Origin of the sequence: Nitrospina sp. 32_T5 (assembly GCF_052156635.1) — a bacterium.
GTDB lineage: Bacteria > Nitrospinota > Nitrospinia > Nitrospinales > Nitrospinaceae > Nitrospina.
This window is the reverse complement of sequence record NZ_JBQKUO010000001.1, coordinates 246,974-267,737: the sequence shown is the minus strand read 5'-3', so window position 1 is coordinate 267,737 and position 20,764 is coordinate 246,974. Positions and strand designations below refer to the sequence as shown.

Annotated in this window: 17 protein-coding genes and 1 tRNA gene; 13 read left to right on the top strand and 5 right to left on the bottom strand. The window is 48.2% G+C overall.

What is annotated here, in order from left to right; translation table 11 throughout:
• Nucleotides 1-127 precede the first annotated feature (127 nt).
• From ACTRW9_RS01245 to ACTRW9_RS01200, 10 genes are all read left to right on the top strand, one after another.
• Complete coding sequence (locus ACTRW9_RS01245; RefSeq protein ID WP_442427994.1) at nt 128-1,999, top strand: efflux RND transporter periplasmic adaptor subunit; 1,872 nt, start codon at nt 128-130, stop codon at nt 1,997-1,999.
• Nucleotides 2,000-2,026: 27 nt separating this feature from the next.
• Nucleotides 2,027-4,177, top strand: a complete 2,151-nt coding sequence (locus ACTRW9_RS01240; RefSeq protein ID WP_442427993.1) for a hypothetical protein — start codon at nt 2,027-2,029, stop codon at nt 4,175-4,177.
• Nucleotides 4,178-6,160: a preprotein translocase subunit SecA gene (locus ACTRW9_RS01235; protein WP_442427992.1), complete on the top strand. Its 1,983-nt coding sequence runs from the start codon at nt 4,178-4,180 to the stop codon at nt 6,158-6,160.
• Nucleotides 6,161-6,985: an efflux RND transporter periplasmic adaptor subunit gene (locus tag ACTRW9_RS01230; protein ID WP_442427991.1), complete on the top strand. Its 825-nt coding sequence runs from the start codon at nt 6,161-6,163 to the stop codon at nt 6,983-6,985.
• Nucleotides 6,986-7,424: 439 nt separating this feature from the next.
• The gene (locus tag ACTRW9_RS01225) at nt 7,425-9,089 is read left to right on the top strand and encodes an ATP-binding protein (RefSeq protein ID WP_442427990.1); all 1,665 of its coding nucleotides are present in this window, start codon (nt 7,425-7,427) and stop codon (nt 9,087-9,089) included.
• An 11-nt stretch (nt 9,090-9,100) separates the two neighbouring features.
• Nucleotides 9,101-9,742 (top strand): response regulator, encoded by a 642-nt coding sequence (locus ACTRW9_RS01220; RefSeq protein WP_442427989.1) that lies wholly within the window; start codon nt 9,101-9,103, stop codon nt 9,740-9,742.
• Nucleotides 9,743-10,018: 276 nt separating this feature from the next.
• Nucleotides 10,019-10,414 carry a response regulator gene (locus ACTRW9_RS01215; RefSeq protein WP_442426573.1) on the top strand — a complete coding sequence of 132 codons (396 nt, stop codon included), beginning with the start codon at nt 10,019-10,021 and terminating at the stop codon, nt 10,412-10,414.
• Nucleotides 10,415-10,516: 102 nt separating this feature from the next.
• Nucleotides 10,517-11,659 (top strand): ATP-binding protein, encoded by a 1,143-nt coding sequence (locus tag ACTRW9_RS01210; protein WP_442427988.1) that lies wholly within the window; start codon nt 10,517-10,519, stop codon nt 11,657-11,659.
• A gap of 93 nt (nt 11,660-11,752) precedes the next feature.
• The gene (locus tag ACTRW9_RS01205; protein WP_442427987.1) at nt 11,753-13,048 is read left to right on the top strand and encodes a GAF domain-containing sensor histidine kinase; all 1,296 of its coding nucleotides are present in this window, start codon (nt 11,753-11,755) and stop codon (nt 13,046-13,048) included.
• 37 nt (nt 13,049-13,085) lie between these two features.
• Complete coding sequence (locus ACTRW9_RS01200; protein ID WP_442427986.1) at nt 13,086-13,661, top strand: superoxide dismutase family protein; 576 nt, start codon at nt 13,086-13,088, stop codon at nt 13,659-13,661.
• A gap of 45 nt (nt 13,662-13,706) precedes the next feature.
• Here the strand turns inward: ACTRW9_RS01200 and ACTRW9_RS01195 are convergent, their stop codons facing one another.
• The 4 genes from ACTRW9_RS01195 to ACTRW9_RS01180 form a co-directional block, all read right to left on the bottom strand.
• The gene (locus ACTRW9_RS01195; RefSeq protein ID WP_442427985.1) at nt 13,707-14,666 is read right to left on the bottom strand and encodes an FHA domain-containing protein; all 960 of its coding nucleotides are present in this window, start codon (nt 14,664-14,666) and stop codon (nt 13,707-13,709) included.
• Nucleotides 14,654-15,961 (bottom strand): S1 family peptidase, encoded by a 1,308-nt coding sequence (locus ACTRW9_RS01190; protein ID WP_442427984.1) that lies wholly within the window; start codon nt 15,959-15,961, stop codon nt 14,654-14,656. Before ACTRW9_RS01190 ends, ACTRW9_RS01195 begins: the two co-directional genes overlap by 13 nt.
• A gap of 266 nt (nt 15,962-16,227) precedes the next feature.
• A tRNA-Lys gene (locus ACTRW9_RS01185) sits at nt 16,228-16,303 on the bottom strand.
• Nucleotides 16,304-16,531: 228 nt separating this feature from the next.
• Nucleotides 16,532-16,876, bottom strand: coding sequence for a hypothetical protein (locus tag ACTRW9_RS01180; RefSeq protein ID WP_442426567.1), 345 nt, complete (start codon nt 16,874-16,876; stop codon nt 16,532-16,534).
• A gap of 252 nt (nt 16,877-17,128) precedes the next feature.
• Between ACTRW9_RS01180 and ACTRW9_RS01175 the strand changes: the two genes are divergently transcribed.
• The 3 genes from ACTRW9_RS01175 (at nt 17,129) to ACTRW9_RS01165 (ending at nt 19,808) form a co-directional block, all read left to right on the top strand.
• Nucleotides 17,129-17,764: a peroxiredoxin gene (locus ACTRW9_RS01175; RefSeq protein WP_442426566.1), complete on the top strand. Its 636-nt coding sequence runs from the start codon at nt 17,129-17,131 to the stop codon at nt 17,762-17,764.
• A gap of 79 nt (nt 17,765-17,843) precedes the next feature.
• Nucleotides 17,844-18,734 carry a transglutaminase family protein gene (locus tag ACTRW9_RS01170; RefSeq protein ID WP_442427983.1) on the top strand — a complete coding sequence of 297 codons (891 nt, stop codon included), beginning with the start codon at nt 17,844-17,846 and terminating at the stop codon, nt 18,732-18,734.
• Nucleotides 18,735-19,115: 381 nt separating this feature from the next.
• Nucleotides 19,116-19,808, top strand: coding sequence for an MlaC/ttg2D family ABC transporter substrate-binding protein (locus ACTRW9_RS01165; RefSeq protein ID WP_442426564.1), 693 nt, complete (start codon nt 19,116-19,118; stop codon nt 19,806-19,808).
• 72 nt (nt 19,809-19,880) lie between these two features.
• Here the strand turns inward: ACTRW9_RS01165 and ACTRW9_RS01160 are convergent, their stop codons facing one another.
• Nucleotides 19,881-20,501, bottom strand: coding sequence for an outer membrane protein (locus ACTRW9_RS01160; protein WP_442427982.1), 621 nt, complete (start codon nt 20,499-20,501; stop codon nt 19,881-19,883).
• Nucleotides 20,502-20,764: the final 263 nt, after the last annotated feature.

Sequence of the window (20,764 nt, the reverse complement as noted above, 5' to 3'; positions counted from 1 at the left end):
TACACTGTTTCAGACCACAACCGACAAGGAATCAATGGGATTGCCCTGTTTCCCTTGAGCGCACGAAGCTTGAGGTGCGTGCAGGTGTGTTTGGAAAACCTTGTCTTCCTGTGTAAGGATTTCTGCAATGCGTCCAGAAACCGGGTCTGAAACCAGAGGCGATCCGCGCCGCGCTTTCGTCGATCCCGCTCAATGGAAGCGGTTGATCGACGCCGCCACTCCCCAGGAATTTGCGGATGCCTGGCTCTCCCTGCAATGCGGTCATATTCCCGGAATCACCCGCGGAGTGATGGTTCTGGGCGATCCCAAGACACGCGAATACGCTCCTGCCGCATTCTGGCCTGAAAAAAAAGGCATCAATCTCCATCTGACCGGCGCTGTAGAAATGGCAATGCAACAGCGCAAGGGAGTGATGCGCAATCCCGGGCAGACCAACGGAAAAAAGGATTCATCCCAATTATCTTACCTGGCCCATCCGTTTCTTATAGGTGACGATCTGTATGGAACGGTTGCGGTGGAAGTCGCGACCAGCAACCCAAACACACTGCGAACCCTCATGCGGCAGTTGCAATGGGGCGGTGCGTGGGTGGAGCGGTTTTACCGCCGAGACAAAGACAAAACCCCTTCCGGTAACAAACACCTCGCCACCATTCTGGAATTGGTGGCGAGCGGCCTGGAAAAGGAACGATTTCACGACGCAGCCAACGCAGTGGTGACAGACATGGCGGTGAAGCTGGGGTGCGAACGGGTGAGCCTCGGATTCGTTAAAGGTACTGGTATGAAGGTGGTGGCGTTGTCCCACAGCGCCAAGTTCAACAAGAAGACCAATCTCATCCGCAATATTTGCCGGGCCATGGAGGAATGCCTGGATCAGGCCGCGACCATTCTTTACCCTTCGCCTGATGTTTCTTATCCTTTCATCAACCGGGTGCATGGCGAGTTTTCCAAACAACACGGTAAATGCGGGATCTGTACGGTTCCTTTGGTCATGCATGACCGTATTATTGGTGCGTTGATGTATGAGTTGTCCGGTGGCAAACAGTTCACCCCGGAACAGACAGAAGTATGCGAGGCTATCGGCCAGATGGTCGGGCCCATTCTGTACACCAAACGACGCGATGACCGTAATATTGTCGCCAAGGTCGCAATTTCTTTCTGGAGTGGGTTGACGGGCCTGTTTGGTCCGCGAAATCTGGGATGGAAGCTGTTTTCAATCCTGCTTGCTGGCGCGATTCTGTTTTTCACTTTCGCTACCACGCAGTTCCGCGTTTCGGCCGATGCGACCCTGCAGGGAGCGGTTCAGCGGGTCATGGTATCCCCCCTGGATGGGTATGTTTCGGAAGCGTTTGTCCGTCCGGGGGACATTGTGGAAGAAGGGCAGTTGCTGTTCACGCTGGACGACAAGGACCTGGTCTTGGAACGTCTTAAATGGAAAAGTGAGCTTGAAAAATACCGGCGTCAGTACCGTGATGTTCTGGCGAAGTTCGACCGCAGTAAAATCCGCATCCTCAAAGCCCAGATCGAGCAGGCCCAGGCCAAGCTGGATCTGGCTGAAAAACAATTGGCCCGGACAAAAGTCAAGTCTCCCTTTCATGGCGTGGTGGTGTCCGGCGATCTGAGCCAGTCGCTGGGTGCTCCGGTGGAGCGCGGCGAGGTGATGTTCGAACTGGCGCCTCTGGATGCCTACCGCGTTCTGCTGCATGTGGATGAACGCAACATCAACCACATCAAGCTTGGGCAGAAGGGCAGGATCGTGTTGTCAGGCGCCGTGGAACAGCAGCTTCCGTTTGAAGTGAATAAAATCACGCCTGTAACAGAAACGAAAGAAGGTGGTAATTTTTTCCGTGTCGAGGCGAGTTTGGGTGCCACTCCGGCATTTTTACGTCCCGGAATGGAGGGTGTGGGTAAAATCGAAATTGGAGAACGCAAACTCATCTGGGTGCTCACGCGTGAGATGATGGACTGGATGCGTCTTCAAATCTGGACGTGGTGGCCTTAAGCCCTTTCCCTGAATCAGGAAACCTTTATGTCCCTGGATTCGATGTACAGCCCGGTGTGGTACCGTGTGGCGCACCTGAAACCACGCCTGCGGAACCATGCGGAAGTCCACCGGCATCATTATCGCGGACGCCTCTGGTACGTTTTGCAGGACCATTCTTCAGGGCGCTACCACCGCCTGAGTCCTTCCGCGTATTACCTCGTCGCACAAATGGACGGCAAGCGCACGTTTCAGGAAATCTGGGATCGAGCGGTGGATTTCCTCGGTGATGATGCGCCGACCCAGGATGAAATGATCCGTCTGGCGGGGCAGCTTCACACCAGCGACACCCTGCTGTGCGATGTTCCCCCGGATACATTGGAACTGTTCGGTCGTCACCGGCTCCACGAGAAAATGAAAATAAAGCAATGGTTCTGGAGTCCCCTTTCCATTCGCTTCCCCCTCCTCAATCCAGAACGGTTTCTCGCCCGCTGGCAATCAACTGTGCGTTATGTTTTCAACTGGTTTGGTTTCACCCTGTGGCTTGCGGTCGTGGGCTATGCGGTATTCCTTGCGGGGGTGCATTGGGGCGGATTGACACAAAACATGGCTGACCGTGTGATGACCCCGGAAAACCTGTTTGTGCTGTGGCTGGTTTACCCTCTGGTGAAGTTGGTCCATGAGTTCGGCCATGCGTTTGCAACGAAAGTATGGGGTGGCGAGGTGCATGAAATGGGAATCATGCTTCTTGTGTTCATTCCCGTGCCTTATGTAGAGGCGTCCAGTGCGTCGGCTTTCAGTGAGAAGTCCAAGCGAATGATCGTAGATGCGGCGGGAATCATGGTGGAACTGTTTCTTGCCGCGCTGGCCATGTTCGTTTGGGTCAACGTGGAACACGGTCTGGTCCACACCATCGCTTACAACGTGATTCTGATCGGCAGTGTGTCCACCCTTTTGTTTAATGGAAATCCCCTGTTGCGGTTTGACGGTTATTATTTTCTTTCCGACGCAATTGAAATTCCAAATCTGGGGACACGGTCCACGCAATATTTGGGTTACCTGTTCCAGCGCTACCTGTTTGGGGCAAAACATGTGAAGTCACCCGCAAACAGTTGGGGCGAACGGTCCTGGCTATTGTTTTACGGTATTGCGTCGTTTTTTTACCGGCTGTTTATCATGGGCGTGATCGTGCTGTTCGTGGCCGGAAAGTTTTTCATCGTTGGTGTGGTCCTGGCCATGTGGGCCCTCATGACCATGCTCGTTATTCCAATTTACAAAAAACTGGATTTTCTCACCCGGAGTCCGGTGATCTCCGGAAAACGCGTACGAGCCGTGGTCATGAGTGCGGTGCTGGTTGTGTCGCTTGGCTGGTTTATATTTAAAGTTCCCTTTCCTTATGCAACCCGGGCGGAGGGTGTGATTTGGCCTCCGGAAAAATCGATCCTGCGGGCACAAACACATGGTTTTATCCAGGAGGTTAAGATCAATTCAAACCAGTTTGTCAATCGGGACGATGCGATCATGATCAGTGAAGATCCCCTGCTGATCGCGGAGAAAAAGGTCCTGCAAAAGGAATTGAAGGAACTGGAAGTACGGTATATGGCACTGCGTTTTGAGAACAGGACGCAGGCGGAAATCAAGAAGGAGGAAATGCTCGCCGTGCGGGCCCAGTTGGAACGCATGGAGGAGAAAGAATCCCATCTGGTGATTCGCAGTCCGCTGGATGGTACCCTCATACTTCCGAATTCAGATGACTTGAAAGATCGTTTTGTAAAGAAAGGCCAGCTTTTAGGTTATGTTGTTGACTACCCGTTGAGAACCGTGAGGGTGGTTGTACCTCAAGATCGCATAGGGTTGGTGAAAGAACAAACCCGTGCCGTCCAGGTTCGCATGGCCGAACGTATCTCTGAAGTGTATACGGCCATGGTGAAACGCGAGGTTCCTGCGGCGACTGAAAAATTGCCCAGCATGGCCCTGGGTTTGCCGGGAGGGGGTGAGGTGGCGGTGGATCCCAGCGACGAGGCGGGCACGAAAGCATTCAAATCGGTTTTTCAACTCGATCTGGAATTGCCGCCTCAGGCGGGATTGAAAAGTATAGGAGAGAGGGTCTTCGTCCGGTTTGACCACGGGAAGGTCCCGTTGGCGGAGCAGTGGTACCGCATGGTTCGTCAGCTTTTGCTAAAGAGGTTCGGTGTTTAAATGTTTATTGGAAACTGGGCCAGACCCGGCGTTGCCTCGGGCCTCTATCCGGAAAAACAAAAGGAACAACCGGGGTGGCTGGATACAGCATGGCGCCGCCTAACGCAGTTACGTGGTCCGGAGGCCATTGCTCCCCCGCCGGAAGCACACAATTTTCTGGTTCAGGTGAACCGCCTTGCAAATGAATTCCGGGAGCTTTCAGATAAAGAAATACGAAATGAAGCCCTGGCGATCCGGTCCTCCCTGCATCGTCAAGGATTCCAGCCTTATTTCGTAGCCAGAAGTTTTGCACTGGTGACGGAGTGGTTCGTGCGCAATGAAAATGTGCGCCCGGGTTCGGGTGAAATTTTAGCGGGTTGGGGCATCCTTCACCAGCGGGCTGTTGAGTCCTGTGAAACTGATGACAACGCCGTTTCAGTTGCACTGTCCTCCCTCACCGCGGCGCTTGCAGGCTTTCCGGTACATGTCATCACCGCAACGGACCATCTGGTTCGGCGCTTATCCTCACGTCTTTCCCGGATCTGCAAAGAATTGGGCGTTTCAACTGGTGAAGTGGTGGCGGGAATGGACATTCCCTCCCGTCAGGAGCAGTACCGTGCGGACATCGCATTCACAACCCACAAGCAGGTTGCATTCGATTACCTGCGGGATCACCTGGCTTCTGAGGGGCGGCGAGGCCGGCTGCAGTTGCACCTCGATCGTCTGAGTGAAAAAGAGGGACGCGGGCAAACACTGGTTCTCCGCGGATTGTGTTTTGCCATTATTGATGAACTGGACACAGTGTTGATTGATGATGCCCGGGCTCCGTTGCTGATTTCCAGAAATACGGATCTACCTGGAGTAGGAAAGGTTTACGAAAAGGCCCTGGAGCTCTCAGCATTGCTTCACATCGGGATGGATTTCGACATTGACGAAGTCCAGCCTCGTGTGCACCTGAACGCAAATGGACGCATTCGTATCGCGCAAGTCACGGAGCATCTTGGAGGAATGTGGTCGGGGATAGAGCGAAGCCAGGATTTAATAACACAGGCCCTCACTGCAACTCACCTGCTTATTCGGGACCGACATTACCGAGTGGATAATGAAAAGATTCATATGGAAGAACGTGTATTGCGTGCATTGCGTATGGAGACTTCCTGGCAGAGAGGCCTTTTGCAGTTGCTGGAATTGAAGGAAGGTCTTCCCAGTACCGGAGACCGGGAAACGCTGGCCAAAATTTCTTACCAGGAATTATTCCAGCGCTACCTGCATTTGGGCGGGGTCTCCCACACTCTGATGGAATCCCGAAGGGAACTCGAATCATTGTATCCATTTAAAGTAATGCGGGTTCCGATGGGAAACGGTTTTAAAAGAAAAGCGGCATCTTTTCACTTTTACCCCGACGCCGAAAGGAAATGGGAAGCTGTTGCGGAGCGTGCCGAAGCATTGCACCGCTCTGGAAAGTCTGTTTTCATTGCAGTACGATCCCTTCCCATGGGTGAGTTGCTGGCATCCATACTTGCCAAACGCGGTCTTTCCTGCCATGTTCTCACGGACAATCACAATGAAAATGAGGCATTTCGATTGAATGAGAAGGCGCGTCCGGGTTCCATCACCATTTTGTTGTATTCGGTGGCCAAGGGAATGGGCGGGACGGCCTTTGGTCAACAAGGAACTTTTGCCGGGCCACATGGCATTCTTGCCGAATGTAGCGAATCCCGCCGGCATGACCGGCAACTGATCCAGCGTTGTGGAGCGGGGAATGAACAAGGCGGACCCGATTACTTTATTTCCCTGGAGGACGATTTGGTTCAGGTGTTTGCACCTAAATGGGTTGTCCATGTTGCAAGGCGACTAGGTTTTTTGGGGAATTGGATTGCCCGTTCATTATGGATTTTGACGCAATGGGGGGTAGGCCGGCATCATGCGGCGGCGCGCGCAAAATTGAAGGATATGGATAAACAAACCAGCAAAATGCTGGCTTTTTCAGGTCGTTCGGAATAAATGAAAAAATTTTTATCTGTTTTTGTTTGGGCAGCATTATGGTTCTGGATCCTTCCTGGAGGCACTGGGTTGGCTCAAAAGGGAATGAGTGACTTCGACTGTGTCATCGAACCTTTCATGACCGTGGAGTTGAGCACCTCCATTCGTGGAACTTTGGAAGATGTGTCGGTCAAACGTGGAGACTTGGTGAAAAAAGGCCAGGTTGTTGCGCGTTTGCGATCCGGAGTCGAAAAAGCGGGAGTGGAACTGGCAAAGGCACAGGCGCAATCGAAAACGCAAATACAGATCAGCAAAGAGCGTTTTGCATTGAGCCAGAGGAAACTCAAGCGGGTTAATGAGCTTTATGAGAAAAACATGGTTCCCAAGAATGAACAGGATGAGGCGGAAACGGAAAAAATCCTCGCGGAATTGGAAGTCCTGCGTGCAGAGGAGGGACACAAGATTGCAGGGCTGGAGTTGGAACGCGCGGAGGAGGTGCTGGATCTGCGTAGCATCTTGAGCCCCATCAACGGTGTCGTTGTGGAACGTTTGAAATCGCCGGGTGAGTTTGTGGAAGAACAACCCGTGGTGAAATTGGCGCAGATCGATCCGTTGAACGTAGAGGTTATCGCGCCGATTGCCTACCTTGGAAAAATCAAAACAGGGATGAAGGCGACGGTGTTTCCGGAAAAGCCTGTAGGAGGAAAATACAAGGCGGAGGTGAAGATCGTGGATTCGGTGGTCGATGCCGCCAGCGGCACGTTCGGCATCCGTCTAGAGTTACCCAACCCCAAGCATAAGGTTGTTGCAGGTCTCAAATGCGGCGTTAAATTTCCTTTAAAGTGATCGGCGGTGTTTGCTTGCCGGATTCAGATGCCCATCAAAAAAGCAACGAAAAACCATTTCTCCAATGGTTTGAAAACCTGACAAAATCAAAAAAAGGATGTCTGAATAGTAAAGGAAAGTCTGGTGCGTTCCAAATTTCAGAAAATTCCCTTTCGAATATTGTCAGTAAGTTCAAAAAAAACAATTTAATAGGGATGTTCTTTTGGGTGGGGGAAATAAATAGCTTCTCAATTGGGATGGGTGTGACATTAACGACTATAATGAAGGGGTGGTTACAATGTAAATAGCCATTTAAAGGTTTAACCAAAAAATTTCAATTTCAAGGGGTCGTGCTTTGAAGTGATTAACTTTGAATCATAACAATAACCAGTCCCCCAATTAGCATTTTAAGTTAATTATAGGTCGCATGCGTTCAAAACCATAAACTTATAATTTGACTATGGCCTCCCTTCCAAATGATCCCGCAGCCAACCCCCCTCCAAATGAAATAACGGAAGAATACCGAATCCTCCATAGAGTCGCCCAGGTTTTAGAAGAAAACAGGGACCTAAAAAGCCTGTTGAATCAAGTTCTCCAGGAAATCACGGGGTTCAAAAAACTAAAAGTAAAGCCAAAGTCTGGAATTTTTCTGGCGGATGAAGCTAAAAAGGTATTGCGGTTATTCACAACACAGGGCGATTTTTCGGAGGAATTTCTGCAGAAGGAAAAGGAAGTTCCATTTGGAAAATGTTTATGCGGTCGGGCTGCAGAATCAAAAGAACTTTTGATGAGCGAAAGTTGTTTCACAGATCCGCGTCACGAACGGACTTACACCGATATGACAGCCCACGGTCATTACATAATTCCTTTAAAAACCAGCGAAGGCCGGCTTGTGGGTATTATGTTTCTTTATACTGAAATACAACCCCGATGGTATCAACACAGTCAGGCCGTTTTATTATCCATAGGTGGTTTGGTTGCACATACTATTGAGAGAAAGAAAATTGAAAATGAATTAATTACACTTAAAGAAAAATTGGAAGTCCAAATTGAAGAACGAACGCATGACCTGATGGAAAGTCGTCGGATCTTAAATACATTAATTTCTAACCTGCCAGGAATGGTTTACCGGTCCCTGAACGATAGTCAGCGTACAATGTTATTTATAAGTGATGGATGCTCGGCTATTACAGGTGAAAATGCTTCAGAATTTTTGGGAAAAAAAATAAAATTTCAGGAACTGATACATCCAGTTGACCAGTTAAGGGTTAATCAAACTATCAAAAAGGCTATAAAAGATAAAGAGCCTTATACTTTAATTTATAGAATCAATACTTTGTCAGGAAATGAAAAAATTGTGCGGGATCAGGGAAGAGGAATTTATTCCGAAGCGGGGGAGTTAACAGCTTTGGAAGGGTTTATTACAGATGAAACCAAGCGTTATATGATGGAAGAAGAATTGAATTTATCCCATCAGAGATTACGAAATTTGGGTAATAAATTACAGTCCATAAGGGAAGAAGAGAAAACCCGTATATCAAGAGAAGTCCATGATGAATTGGGGCAATCGCTGACCGCCCTAAAAATGAACGTCTTATATCTTAAAGAGAATAACCCATTAGATAGAATGGAGATATTGGAACGTTATGAAGCGATGACAAATATGATCGATTCTACCATCAGATCCGTACAAAAAATTGCAACAGAACTGCGGCCTCCTATATTGGACGCGTTTGGACTATCTGAAGCTATAGCATGGCAGGCAGATGAATATAGTAGTAAATTTGGACTGCATTTTGACCTAAAGGGCATGGATAGAGAAATAAAAATAGAAGAAAGTCTTCAAACTACATTGTTTCGTATATTTCAAGAGACTTTAACAAATATTGTCCGTCATGCGAATGCAAGTCGTGTTCAAGTTGCCCTGAAGAGGGAAGGAAATAATCTTGTTTTGGAGGTAGCTGATAACGGGAAGGGAATTAAGAAGGAAAATTTGGAAAACATAAATTCACTTGGATTGGTGGGTATCCAGGAGCGGGTTCATTTGTGGAACGGAAACGTGATATTTAAAGGAAAACCCGGAAAAGGCACAAAGGTAAGAGTGGAGATTCCAATAAATAATTAGGGAAATGTCCAATGAATGGTTTAATAAAGGTTCTGGTTGCCGATGACCATGAAGTGGTCCGTCAGGGAATAAAAACCATTCTCGCAACAACTCCAGACCTCCGTGTGGTAGGAGAGGCCAGAGACGGGGTGGAGGTATTAAAAAAAATCAAGGAAATGGAAATTGATGTTGTGCTTCTTGATTTCGATATGCCAAGAAAAAGTGGTTTGGAAATTTTAATTGAAATTAAAGCCATTAAACCCCAAATACCCATCCTGATCCTGAGTATTTTTCCGGAAAAACATTATGGCCTCAGATTTTTAAAGGCAGGAGCTTCAGGTTACCTTGGGAAAGCCAGCGTATCGGTACAACTGGTTGAAGCCGTAAGAAAAGTAGCACAAGGTGGTAAATTTGTGTCACCGGAAATGACGGATAGATTGATTGGCGAACTCAATAAAAGCAATAAAGAAGCCCCTCATGAAAAACTGACTGACCGGGAATTCCAGGTTTTTCATTTGATAGCTTTGGGCAGGAAAATAAAGGAAATAGCCGATGAATTGAACCTAAGTATTAATACAATAAGTACATATCGAGCCCGAATCCTTGAAAAAATGGGAATGGATAGCAATTCGGAAATTGTGAGGTATGCAATTGATAATTCATTGATTAAATAAGCTCAATTTCATTGGTTTCTTTATCCCCCCTCCTGGGCTCCCGCCCAATTGTAGTGATAACACTACAGCCCTTTTCGGAAACAACCTCAACAAAAACACAAGTCCTGCGCTTTAATTAAAAACACCCCAGAGTTACTTTGATAAATGAGGGGAAAAATAATCGCTGAAAAACGGTGAAAAAATTGCGATTTGTTTTTTCAAAATTAACGGCAGGGCAAAATCCGGGTTGGAAAAACACAAGAGCAGAACAAAAATTAAGAAAAAAGGAGAACTGTTATGCCTAAAGGAAAAGTCTTGATTGTAGATGATGAAAAAGATGTCCGGGATGTTTTGAAGTTTCACCTGAGTGAAGGACATTACCAGGTTATTGAAGCGGAAAATGGCCAGGAGGGAATTGACCTGCTTAATTCCGAGGACAACATGAGCAATGTGGGTGTGATCTTGTGCGATATACGGATGCCTAAGGTTAACGGAATTGAATGCATTCACTATATTCGTGAAAATGCACCGGGAATTCCCATTGTTGTCATAACAGGATTTCCTGATACAAAAATGGCCGTGGATTTGCTGAAAGAAGGAGTTAAGGATTATCTGGTAAAACCGGTGGAACAGGAAAAGTTGGTAGCTACGGTGGATAAATGGGTATCAGTTGGTAAAGAGATTGAACTTTAATTTAAAAACCCGGGAGGTGTTCTTAAAACCTCCCGGGTTTTTAAATTAAAAGAATAAATTAAGCCACTCGAAAACGAATGCAATGGAATGGTCCAAACCCATATGCTGGAAAATACGGAAAAAGACATTTTATGGAAAATTCCAGATCCAATTCTGGGGATTGATTCTGAATATAATGTGGCATACATGAATCAAGCATGTGAAACGATGTTGGACGTTTCATTTGAAAAAATAAAAGGTATGAAAATTCAAGAAAAACATTTTGAAATTAAACAGGAAGCAACTGTCCTTATGTCGATTTTCAAGATGCAAGCAAGTCCAATAATAAAGGACAGAAATAAAGAGAAGGTAAAAGAAGAAATTAGGGAGAGAATTAGGGATCCTTTAATACCGAAAAAGCCACTTGGAGTTATCCGCAATTCACGAACAATTACAATTAAAAGACGGAATTATATTTATGACCGGTTTGAAGTTAATGGAAAAGAAAATAAAAAGAATATTTCATTAGTGCGGTTTTGTGAAGTCAGTCCGGAATCTGTATTTAATGAGCAATTCATTCTGGCCGAGAGAATGTCAGGGCTGGGAACGTTGGGTGCGGGAATAGCTCATGAATTCAACAATCCTCTTTACAGCATGATAGGGTTTTCGGAAATGATTTTGAAAGAAAATGAAAAAGAAGCAATTGATATTCATGCAAAGAGGATAAAAGAAAAGGCACAGGCTCTGGTTAAAATAATTGAAAAGCTGAACAGTTATATATCATCCCCCACTTCGGAAGGACATCCAGTAATTAATTTAAACGAACGAATGGATGCTGCATTGGAAGTTGCCCTTTTAACCCATGAAAGCGAATACGTACAAGTCGAAAAGGACTATTGTTCCCTTCCCTTAATAAAGTCAAGGGGTGATGATATACAACAAATATTTTTTAATATTATCTCCAATTCCTTAGAAGCTATGAGAGGCGGAGGTAAGCTTAAAATAAAATCAGAGTGTAGGGACAAAACAATTTTGGTATCAATTCAAGATACAGGCGAAGGTATGCCAGAAGAATTTATTAATAGGGTATTTGACCCCTTTTTTACTACAAAGGCGCCAGGGAAAGGGACGGGGTTGGGTTTGACAGCGGTTTATCAATTAGTAAAAAAAACAGAAGGAAATATCAGTATCGCTTCCCAGAAAAACAAAGGGACCACGGTACAAATTATTTGGCCCATTGAAAAGGGTGAAGAGTCTTTTGATTAGACAAATAGTTTTAAAAATGACCTTAAGGGTATATTGAAAAAGTGAATGAAACCCCGAACAATAAAGTAAAACATTAATAAATGAGGCCCTAATATGGAGACGGGCAAAAGGAATCTAGAAAATAAAAATCAGAACTCTGCAGAAAATGAAATTAGACAAAGGACCCAGGAGTACCGGGTCCTCCATGAAGTGGCTAAAACTCTTCATTCCTCAACGGATATGAAGAGCATGCTTATTGATACAATTACAGTTCTAACGCGTTTTGAAGAGTTGGAGGTTGAGAATAAGGCGGGAATCTTTCTTGTAAATGAAGAAGAACAAAAAATGGAGTTATATTGCACTATAGGAACCTTTTCTGAGGAATTTTTAAACAAGGAAAAAGAGATTCCCCTTGGTCAATGTCTGTGTGGCAGGGTTGCCGAGTCAGGTGAGATGATCGTTAGTGATAGTTGTTTTACGGATTCAAGGCATGAAAACAAATTTCAGGATATGACCGATCATGGGCACTACATTGTTCCGTTGAAAAATAAGGGGCGGATCATAGGTGTACTTTTTTTATACACAGATCCCAATCCGCCCTGGTACGTTCGGAGCAAAGAGATTCTTATGTCAATCGGCGGGCTTATAGCCGATGCCATTGTTTCCTGCAGGAGGGAAGAAGAAATTGTTGAAAGTAATCAAAAACTAAAAAGGCTAAATGAACTGAAAAATCAATTCCTCGGCATTGCCTCCCATGATCTTAGGAATCCGATTTACGTAATTCAAACCTTTAGTGAGGTTTTAAAAAACGGTACGGTTGGAACCATTAACCCCAAGCAAAAGGAGCTTTTGGAGAAAATTTATAAATCAAGCAATTTCATGCGAGGTCTTCTGGATAATTTGTTGGACATTTCAAAAATTGAAAGCGGGCAGATTAAATTGAATAAGAAGAGCCATGATTTAAATTTAGTTGTTAAGCAACAAGTAGAAATGGCTCAAATGCTGGCAGATAAGAAAAATATTGCGATCATTAGTAACTTAGAAAGTAATGATCCCTTCCTGTTTGATGAAAATGCAATTACCCAAGCCATAATGAATTTTATTGGCAATGCGATTAAATTCTCCCCTGTCAATTCCATAATTACGGTTTCCACAAAGAGCAAAGACCAAAATATTGAGTTTTCCGTTAAGGATGAAGGGCCTGGTCTATCTGAGGAAGATCAAAAATTATTATTTAAGGAATTCCAAACCCTGAGCGCCAAGCCTACTGGAGGTGAAAAAACCACCGGGTTGGGCCTGGCCATAACAAAAAAACTGGTAAGTCTTCATTCAGGGAAAGTCGGCGTTAATAGTGAGTTAGGTAAGGGGGCATGCTTTTTCTTCGTTATACCCTTTTTAAAAAATGAATAAAATAATCTTAGGGTTTATCTTAAAAAAGGAAAAAACCATGAAAATATACCAAAAAGTCTTAAAAATCCCAATTTTGACAATATTGTTTTTATTTGGCCTCAATACGGGTGTTTCTTATTCTGCTGACATGATTGCTGAAGCGGAAATTAGTGGTTGCGCAGACAATGAGATTTCGGGAACGGGTGTTCTTATTGAAAGAGAATCCGAAGAGGGTATCAAGTCAGTTGATGTGTCCCTGATTATCAAGGGGTTGAAAGATGGGAAGCACGCGGTGCATATTCATGAATCCGGTTCCTGCAAGCCCTGTAGCGCCGCTAAGGGCCATCATGATCCTGGTCCTAACAGCAATACGAAACCGGACGCACCTGATTTCAATCATCCCTTTCATATGGGGGATCTCGTTAATATGGAGGTAAAGGATGGCGTCGGGGTTATGCAGACAACCACAAATCGGGTCACTCTTTCTGAAGGGCGCCTGAGTATTTTCGATTCAGATGGCGCTGCCTTTATTATTCATACGTACGAAGATAAATATTGTGATGATGAATCAGAGATGAGTAAAGGATGTGCGGGTGGATCACGTGATGCTTGTGGGATTATTAAAATGCGATAGGAAAACTATGGAAATGTGATGAAAAGTTATAATGATGGGTTCCGGTTATTCCTCGTTCAAGGTTTTAAATTCTTGCGCTCCGTCATTTAAAAATTCATCCAGGGTTTGGGGCTGGAACAGGGGCCCCATTCCAGGAGCCAGCTTATTGTGATAAATGGGATCGTTTTGAAACCCCATTTGGCGGGAGCTTTCTCCGTAACCCGCAATGAAAACCAGGATCAAGGGCACCCAAATCAGTCCAAACGTCTCCCCCCACGTGAGGGAATCCTTTGCCAGCCGAACGCTCGCCCAAAACATGCCGAGGGTGATTATAAAGTTTATTGCGTAATCAATAACGTAAACCCATGTTTCATTCAGTACCCAGAAATAGATGAACGGATCGATTCCTTCCAGGATAAGGCCCAGAAACAGTCCGATGTCCGCGATCACAAGGTTTCTAATAAAATAAGATCTCCGGTATTTAAAAAAGGTGTAAAGGCTGAGGATGCCCGCGAAGCTTAGAATACTGGCTGCGAATCCGATAACGATGCTGTAAAACTCCTTCTTCCAAAAGGAGTCGCTGGGGTCTACCATTCTTCCCATCCAGGCGCCCACCCCGATGACTGCAAGGGAAAACACAAAGGGCACCCAGGGACGATCGATGAAATCCCGGAAAGCCATGAAACGGTCCATCTTTTTTGTGCTTTCCACAGGGTGGTCCGGGAGCAAAAGCCGAAAGCGCGTACGCCCGATGCCGATAACATCTCCGGAGTTTACGGAAACAATTTTATCCTGGAAATTAGGAGTGCCGTTCACCTGCGTTCCGTTTTTGCTGGCAAGGTCTTTCAGGTAAACTTTCCCCTCTTTCAACTGAACCAGCAGGTGTTCCGGGGAAACAAACAAATCGTCGACGATGACATCGCTGGAGTAGGCACGCCCGATATGGATTCGATCGCGGTTGAACACATGGCGCGACTCCACCGCCTGACCCTGAGGTGCCAGCATTTCGATGATTATTCGGTCCATTGGATGTTTCCCATGAACTTCTGTAAGAAATTTCGGGCCAGCGGTTCAGTCAGGCCGGCCATCCCTACCTGAATGATGTATTTGCGGGGTGAGTCCCCCAGTATGGCAAAACTCACAAACACGTCATGTAGTTTGGGATACTTGATGTAACGCCGCACGCAATACGCCGCCTTCCAGTTTCGGGAAGCAAGCTCGACAAAACTGTTGTGGCAGGAGAATTTGGTGACTTCGCCGCTCGTCGCATAAGGGTAAAAGTTTCCCTGTGCGTATTGGGCGGAAAAGCGTTTGTAGAATTCGAGAGAACTCAGGCTCTGGCTTTCCAGCCAGAAAAAGGAATAGCCAATGGTGCCGGTCGAAAGATTGGAAGAAAGAAAAATATTGCGATCGCTCCGGCACCGCTTGTCGCCGTAAAAGACGAACGCGTTTTGGGAAGGATCCTCCGATCGGCTTCGACCCCAGCACTTAACCACACCAGGCAGGATGCTTTGTGGGACCTTCAATGCTCCCAGGTTTTCGAACAGCCAATCGGATTTCACCGCCTTGTCGATAATGTGCTCGTAGCGCGCGAGAACCTGTTCCTGGATGACCTCCGGCCAGTTTTTGGAGCCGCGTCCGGTCTTGACGCTTTCCTTCAATTCGATCAGGTATTCCACTGGGACCAGGTAACTGAGATCGTTGCCCTCGATGGCGACGTTCACGCCCACCACCTTGCCCGAGGCATCGAAAGCGGGACCGCCGCTCATGCCCGGGTTCAGCGGCGCGGACAACAGGATGTGCTGATAGGGATGGTCGCCAACGAGTCCGTTGTACGTCCCCTCCAGGACCACCATGCCGACATCCAGCGGGTTGCCCATCGGGTACACACCCGTCCCCTGTTTTTGTTTGGACGAGCCCAGGCGGACCGGCTTTTTACGCGACGGTTCGCCGCGAAGGATGGCCAGGTCGTGCGCCACGTCGATGGCCTCCACTTTCAGGCTGCCCACCTTGCGTCCTTTGCGGAAGTACTCGATGCGGTACTGGTCCGGTTTATCGACCACGTCCGAGATGACGTGGAAGTTGGAAGCGAACAGGCCGTCTCTGGAAATGCGGAAGCCGGAGCCGATGACGTACTTTTCGAGCGAGTGGATGTCGATGACGCGGATCTGGTACACCGCCCGGCTGTTGCGCTGGAACACTTTCTGCGCCGTTCCGGTGAGCGCGCGGACCGGTTCCGTGAACGACCAGCTGAACCCAATCGATAAAAAAAATGTGAAGAGAAAAAAAGAAAGGCGCGAGGATTTAAAGAAGTGGATCATTTTCGAACCGGCCCTTATAAAAGGTTGACGGTAAAAAATGATTTTATTTTCGGAATACACCCTTATATTAAAGGTAAGGGAAGGCCACCGGAGAGGCAATGAAATAAAGCCGGAAAGTACTGCAATAAGTGCAAAACGAGTTGGACCAAATGGCCGAAATAAACCTCTTCATAGATCTCATCCTCAGGGCCAGGTAAATCGTTACCCCACCCGTTACCCCAAAAAAAAGGACCTGCAGGTGATTTCCCGCAAGTCCTAAAGTTTTTTGGTGAGCCGTGAAGGAATCGAACCTTCAACCTACTGATTAAGAGTCAGTTGCTCTGCCAGTTGAGCTAACGGCCCACCTTTATATACAATGTATAGATATCCGTATCGAATCCGCGTGCGGGTAAATTAGCACGGTTGCTGTCAAATAACAAGATTTGCACGCGCACCGGTTTTTGCGGTTCTGAAATATCCGGAAGAAACCGGCGTGCGGGCCCTGGACCGTTTCCTCGGTGGCCGGTATTCCTTGTAGCCTTCATCTTTTTGCCGCGCGGTTTCCGCTTGTTGATCCTGCGGGAATCTCCCTCACCCCAATATGAAGTTGAACACTTTGAACTGTGTTGCGCCGACCAGGGTGGACAGGCCGCCCAGAAGAAGCGACGCGAACAGGTACATGAACGCCTTGTCACGGTCAATGCGCGTCTGCACGATGTCGGTCAAAAGCCCCAGCCCCAGCAGGCCGAAGTAGAGCACCCGCTGGATGTTCCACAGGTTCTCCTCGCCTTTCAGCGGTTCCTCGCGGAAACCCGGGAACCGGAATTCGTTGTAGATGCAGGCCGCGTAGAGCGCGATGAGGAACACCACCCAGATCTTCTTGAGCAGGGTCAGGGTCTCGTCGATTTTCTGGATGCTGGGTTCGTTGTCGGCCATGGTTTCCTGGTTCCGGGGGGACGATTTCAATAAAACCTTTCGCGGGAATCCGGCATCGAATCGATAAACAGGCTGGAACCGCCGCCCGTCCTCCCGGCCCCTTCAGGAGGTCCGAACGGGACGCCGTTTTTCTTGAAATATATGGTATAATCCGGCCATTCCAACGACAAATTTTTCTTGCCCACGGGATAAGACGGATTGGTTGGCCCTGCTCAAGGTTTCAGGTAAACCCTTATTTTGAAAGGATTTGTTATGGCTATTCGACTGGGAGACACTGCGCCGGATTTCTCGGCGGAAACCACAGAAGGCAATATCAATTTTCACGAGTGGCTGGGGGATAGCTGGGGCATCTTTTTTTCGCATCCCAAGGACTACACCCCGGTCTGCACAACGGAATTGGGACGGGTGGCCAACTTGAAGAAGGAATTCGAGAAGCGCAACGTGAAGGTCATCGCGCTCAGCGTCGATCCTCTCGACAGCCACAAGGGCTGGATCAACGACATCAACGAAACGCAGAACTGCTCGATGAACTACCCGATTGTCGCTGACCCGGACCGCAAGGTCGCGCAGATGTACGACATGATCCATCCCAACGCGCTGGACAACATGACAGTCCGTTCCGTGTTCATCATCGGCCCGGACAAGAAAGTGAAACTGACTCTCACGTACCCGGCGTCCACAGGCCGCAATTTCGATGAGCTGTTGCGCGTCATCGATTCCCTGCAATTGACCGCCAACTACAGCGTGGCCACCCCCGCCGACTGGAAGAACGGCGAGGACTGCGTGGTGGTTCCGGCCATCAAAACGGAAGACATTCCCGCAAAGTTTCCGAAAGGCTTCAAGGAAATCAAACCGTACCTGCGGATGACCCCGCAACCGAACCTGTAATACCAAAGCACAACCCGGCCTGGATGGAGCGCAACCTCCATCCAGGCCGGGATTTCTCTCACCCTCTAATGAAAGTGTTATGAAGAATTCCCCCTCGTCGAACAACCCCAAAACCGCGCCCGAATCCGGTAACGCGGAAATCGATTCCCTCATCCGCCTGCTGGACGACCGCGACGCCTTTGTCCGCGAGCGCGTGCAGGCACGGCTGATAGAATTGGGCGGGGAGGCCCTCCCGTTTCTTGAAAAGGCGCGGAGCGTGGAGGACCTGGCCTTGCGTGCGGAAATCGCCCAGGTTCTAAAGCGCATCGAACCGCGTCTGATCGAACAGGAGTTTCAAGCCCTTGCCCAAATACCCGTCAGCGAGGATCTCGACCTGGAGCGGGGGGTGTGCCTCATCATGCGCTACGGTCACCCGGATGCGGACCCAATGCAGGTGGAAGAAACGCTGGACAACCTGGCTGCGGACCTGGCGCCTCGCATCCGTGTCCAGGCGCGTGCGTCGGAACTGGTGCGGGCCCTCACCGACTTTCTCTTCCACGAAAAAGGGTTTCACGGCAACAAGACCGATTACTTCAACCCCAGCAACAGCTACTTCGACACCGTGCTCTCGGCGAAGACGGGTATCCCCATCACCCTCTCCGTCCTTTGCATTCTGATCGGGCAACGGCTGGACCTGCCGATCTCCGGCGTCGGGCTGCCGGGCCATTTTGTCGTCCGCTGCGATTCGGACAAGGACCCGGTGTTCTTCGATCCCTTCAACGAGGGCCGGATCGTCACCCCTGCGGGCTGTGAAGAGATGGTGAGGGGTTTTGGCATCCAGTTTGAAGAAAATTTCCTTTTGCCCGTCACCAGCCGCGAGATCCTGATCCGGATGCTCCACAACCTGATCATGATTTACAACCGGACCAACGACACCGACAAAGCGGAACAGCTCACCGAATACAGCCGCATCCTCATGCAGAGGAAATGACCCCGTAATTTTCGAGCCCGGCACCCACCCGGGGAGGAAATCATTCGGTTTTCTGAAAACTAATGGTAGGGGATAATTTAAAGGAATACGCGGTTTTTCAAGGTAATTCAAGTCTCTAGGGCCTGATGCCGGGCCAATCCGGGGTGCGGGCCGGTTAACGTATTGTATTTACAGATTTTAGTTTTATGTTACAATTGTATCACCATTCAATCCCATCCAAAGAGGGCCCAGGCTTGGGAACAGCCTGGTTTCAGAGGGGCGATAAACGATGAGGGTAGTCGGAAATCCACCAAGGAATATGCAGGGTTTTTACCCAGGCTCGGATGCGTTTTTGAATCTCTATTTTAAGATACGCATCGCCAAACTGGGGAGGGCTGAGGCATGATTCCGCGTTCTATTTCCTGGAAGGCCAAGGTCGCACTGGTTTTGGCTTTGCTGTGGTCGTTCCCACACTTTGCGTTTTCCAGCATCCGCAATCACGACAAACCGGTGCACGTTTCGCCTGCATCCTTGAGTACGTCGAAAGAACTGTCCAGCATTCTGGTGAGCGGTTTCGCGTTTTCCCAGCCCGCCCGCACGTTGAAGGAAACCATCCACCGTGTGTTGGAGGTGGTGACGGAAGAAGGTTTGAAGAAGGATGCGGAACAACGCCGCGTGGTATTGCGCCAGGTCATTCACGATCGGCTGAATTTCAATCGGTTTGCGCAATCCACTCTTCAGGGACACTGGAAGGCCCGCACATTTGCAGAGAAGCAGCGTTTTGTAGGCCTGTTGCAGAAACTCCTTGAGCAGTCCTTTCTGCAATTCATTGAGAACTATCAGGAAGGCACCCTGCATTACCTGCAGGAAAGCGTGAAAGGCGATTTTGCGCTGGTGAAGACCCGCGTCATCACCCCCGCCGACACGGTTTCCATCGATTACCGCATGATTCTGGAAAACGGCGAATGGCGGGTGTTCGATTTTTATATCGACGGTGTCAGCATCGCCCGCAACTACCGGGCGCAGTTCCAGAAAATTTTGAAACGCGAATCCTTCCAGAACCTCCTCGACCGCCTCGAAGACCAGACCGCCTGACAAATTACGCCAGCCCTCAATAGTCCCAACTCGTTTTTAAGGTCCCCCTTGTAACCTTTTCGCAAGGTTTCTTTATCTTAGGTCGAGGGTGTAACGGAACCCTAGGAATACCTGGTGTGATTTGAGTTCTGTCCCGCCCCCGAATCCTGAAAATTGATGATCCGGCCCGTCCACAACAAAATAACGGTACTCAAGAATCAATGCGGATTTCCTGTTTCCGGATTTCAACTCCAAACCCGCAATGCCCTGGGCTGCAGGTTCGAGGTCGTAATCATCGTCGTCCGGCTCGTTTGATTTTTCCAGAGACATTTCGACCAGGCTCAATCCGACCCCGGCCCCAATGTAGGGATTCAAAGTCCCTTTTCCATTCAAGTCGAAAAGGACGTTTCCCATCGAATTGAACGCCTTGTAGGATCCGTCCAAATAGGTATTACCTGGGGAACGTCTTTCAAAATTGAAATTATGGTGCATGTAGCTGAATTCAGCTTCAAAACGTATCGGCAGATCGAATTGGACGCCGAATCCGCCCAGGAGAGTGTAGCCGGGAAAGATATCGATCCGCTCAGTGCCAATTTGGGTGTTTGGCGTATGATTGAATCCCACTTTGGCAACGAAATAGTTTTGAGGAGCCCCGATCGCCGGCGAGGAAAGAAAAAAAACGGAGACCAAAGCCAATGAAACAATTCGTTTCATCACACCTCCTTTTTAAAGACACGGTATCTCAAAAAACGTTTCCGGTGGCGTTGAGAACCCTCTTTTATTGGAGTCCCTACCCCCGGTTTCATCTTCCAGCCGGAAGGGATGATCGGATTGGTAATACAGGATGCCAAGCAAACTGATACCCGGCGAAGGATCGATGTCTGCCGCTCCCAAATGTGTGTCCGGGGCAAGATGCAAACCGGTTTTACCGGAAATGTAAAATTTTTCGGCGAGGACTGTGGAGGGAACAAGGAAAA

Bases quoted from the DNA above. Each gene is read 5' to 3' on its own strand.
- ACTRW9_RS01195 (WP_442427985.1), bottom strand. From the start codon at position 14,666: ATGGACCGAATAATCATCGAAATGCTGGCACCTCAGGGTCAGGCGGTG.
- ACTRW9_RS01175 (WP_442426566.1), top strand. From the start codon at position 17,129: ATGGCTATTCGACTGGGAGACACTGCGCCGGATTTCTCGGCGGAAACC.
- ACTRW9_RS01180 (WP_442426567.1), bottom strand. From the start codon at position 16,876: ATGGCCGACAACGAACCCAGCATCCAGAAAATCGACGAGACCCTGACC.
- ACTRW9_RS01230 (WP_442427991.1), top strand. From the start codon at position 6,161: ATGAAAAAATTTTTATCTGTTTTTGTTTGGGCAGCATTATGGTTCTGG.
- ACTRW9_RS01205 (WP_442427987.1), top strand. From the start codon at position 11,753: ATGGAGACGGGCAAAAGGAATCTAGAAAATAAAAATCAGAACTCTGCA.
- ACTRW9_RS01240 (WP_442427993.1), top strand. From the start codon at position 2,027: ATGTCCCTGGATTCGATGTACAGCCCGGTGTGGTACCGTGTGGCGCAC.
- ACTRW9_RS01215 (WP_442426573.1), top strand. From the start codon at position 10,019: ATGCCTAAAGGAAAAGTCTTGATTGTAGATGATGAAAAAGATGTCCGG.
- ACTRW9_RS01245 (WP_442427994.1), top strand. From the start codon at position 128: ATGCGTCCAGAAACCGGGTCTGAAACCAGAGGCGATCCGCGCCGCGCT.
- ACTRW9_RS01190 (WP_442427984.1), bottom strand. From the start codon at position 15,961: ATGATCCACTTCTTTAAATCCTCGCGCCTTTCTTTTTTTCTCTTCACA.
- ACTRW9_RS01160 (WP_442427982.1), bottom strand. From the start codon at position 20,501: ATGAAACGAATTGTTTCATTGGCTTTGGTCTCCGTTTTTTTTCTTTCC.
- ACTRW9_RS01225 (WP_442427990.1), top strand. From the start codon at position 7,425: ATGGCCTCCCTTCCAAATGATCCCGCAGCCAACCCCCCTCCAAATGAA.
- ACTRW9_RS01165 (WP_442426564.1), top strand. From the start codon at position 19,116: ATGATTCCGCGTTCTATTTCCTGGAAGGCCAAGGTCGCACTGGTTTTG.
- ACTRW9_RS01200 (WP_442427986.1), top strand. From the start codon at position 13,086: ATGAAAATATACCAAAAAGTCTTAAAAATCCCAATTTTGACAATATTG.
- ACTRW9_RS01220 (WP_442427989.1), top strand. From the start codon at position 9,101: ATGAATGGTTTAATAAAGGTTCTGGTTGCCGATGACCATGAAGTGGTC.
- ACTRW9_RS01170 (WP_442427983.1), top strand. From the start codon at position 17,844: ATGAAGAATTCCCCCTCGTCGAACAACCCCAAAACCGCGCCCGAATCC.
- ACTRW9_RS01210 (WP_442427988.1), top strand. From the start codon at position 10,517: ATGCTGGAAAATACGGAAAAAGACATTTTATGGAAAATTCCAGATCCA.
- ACTRW9_RS01235 (WP_442427992.1), top strand. From the start codon at position 4,178: ATGTTTATTGGAAACTGGGCCAGACCCGGCGTTGCCTCGGGCCTCTAT.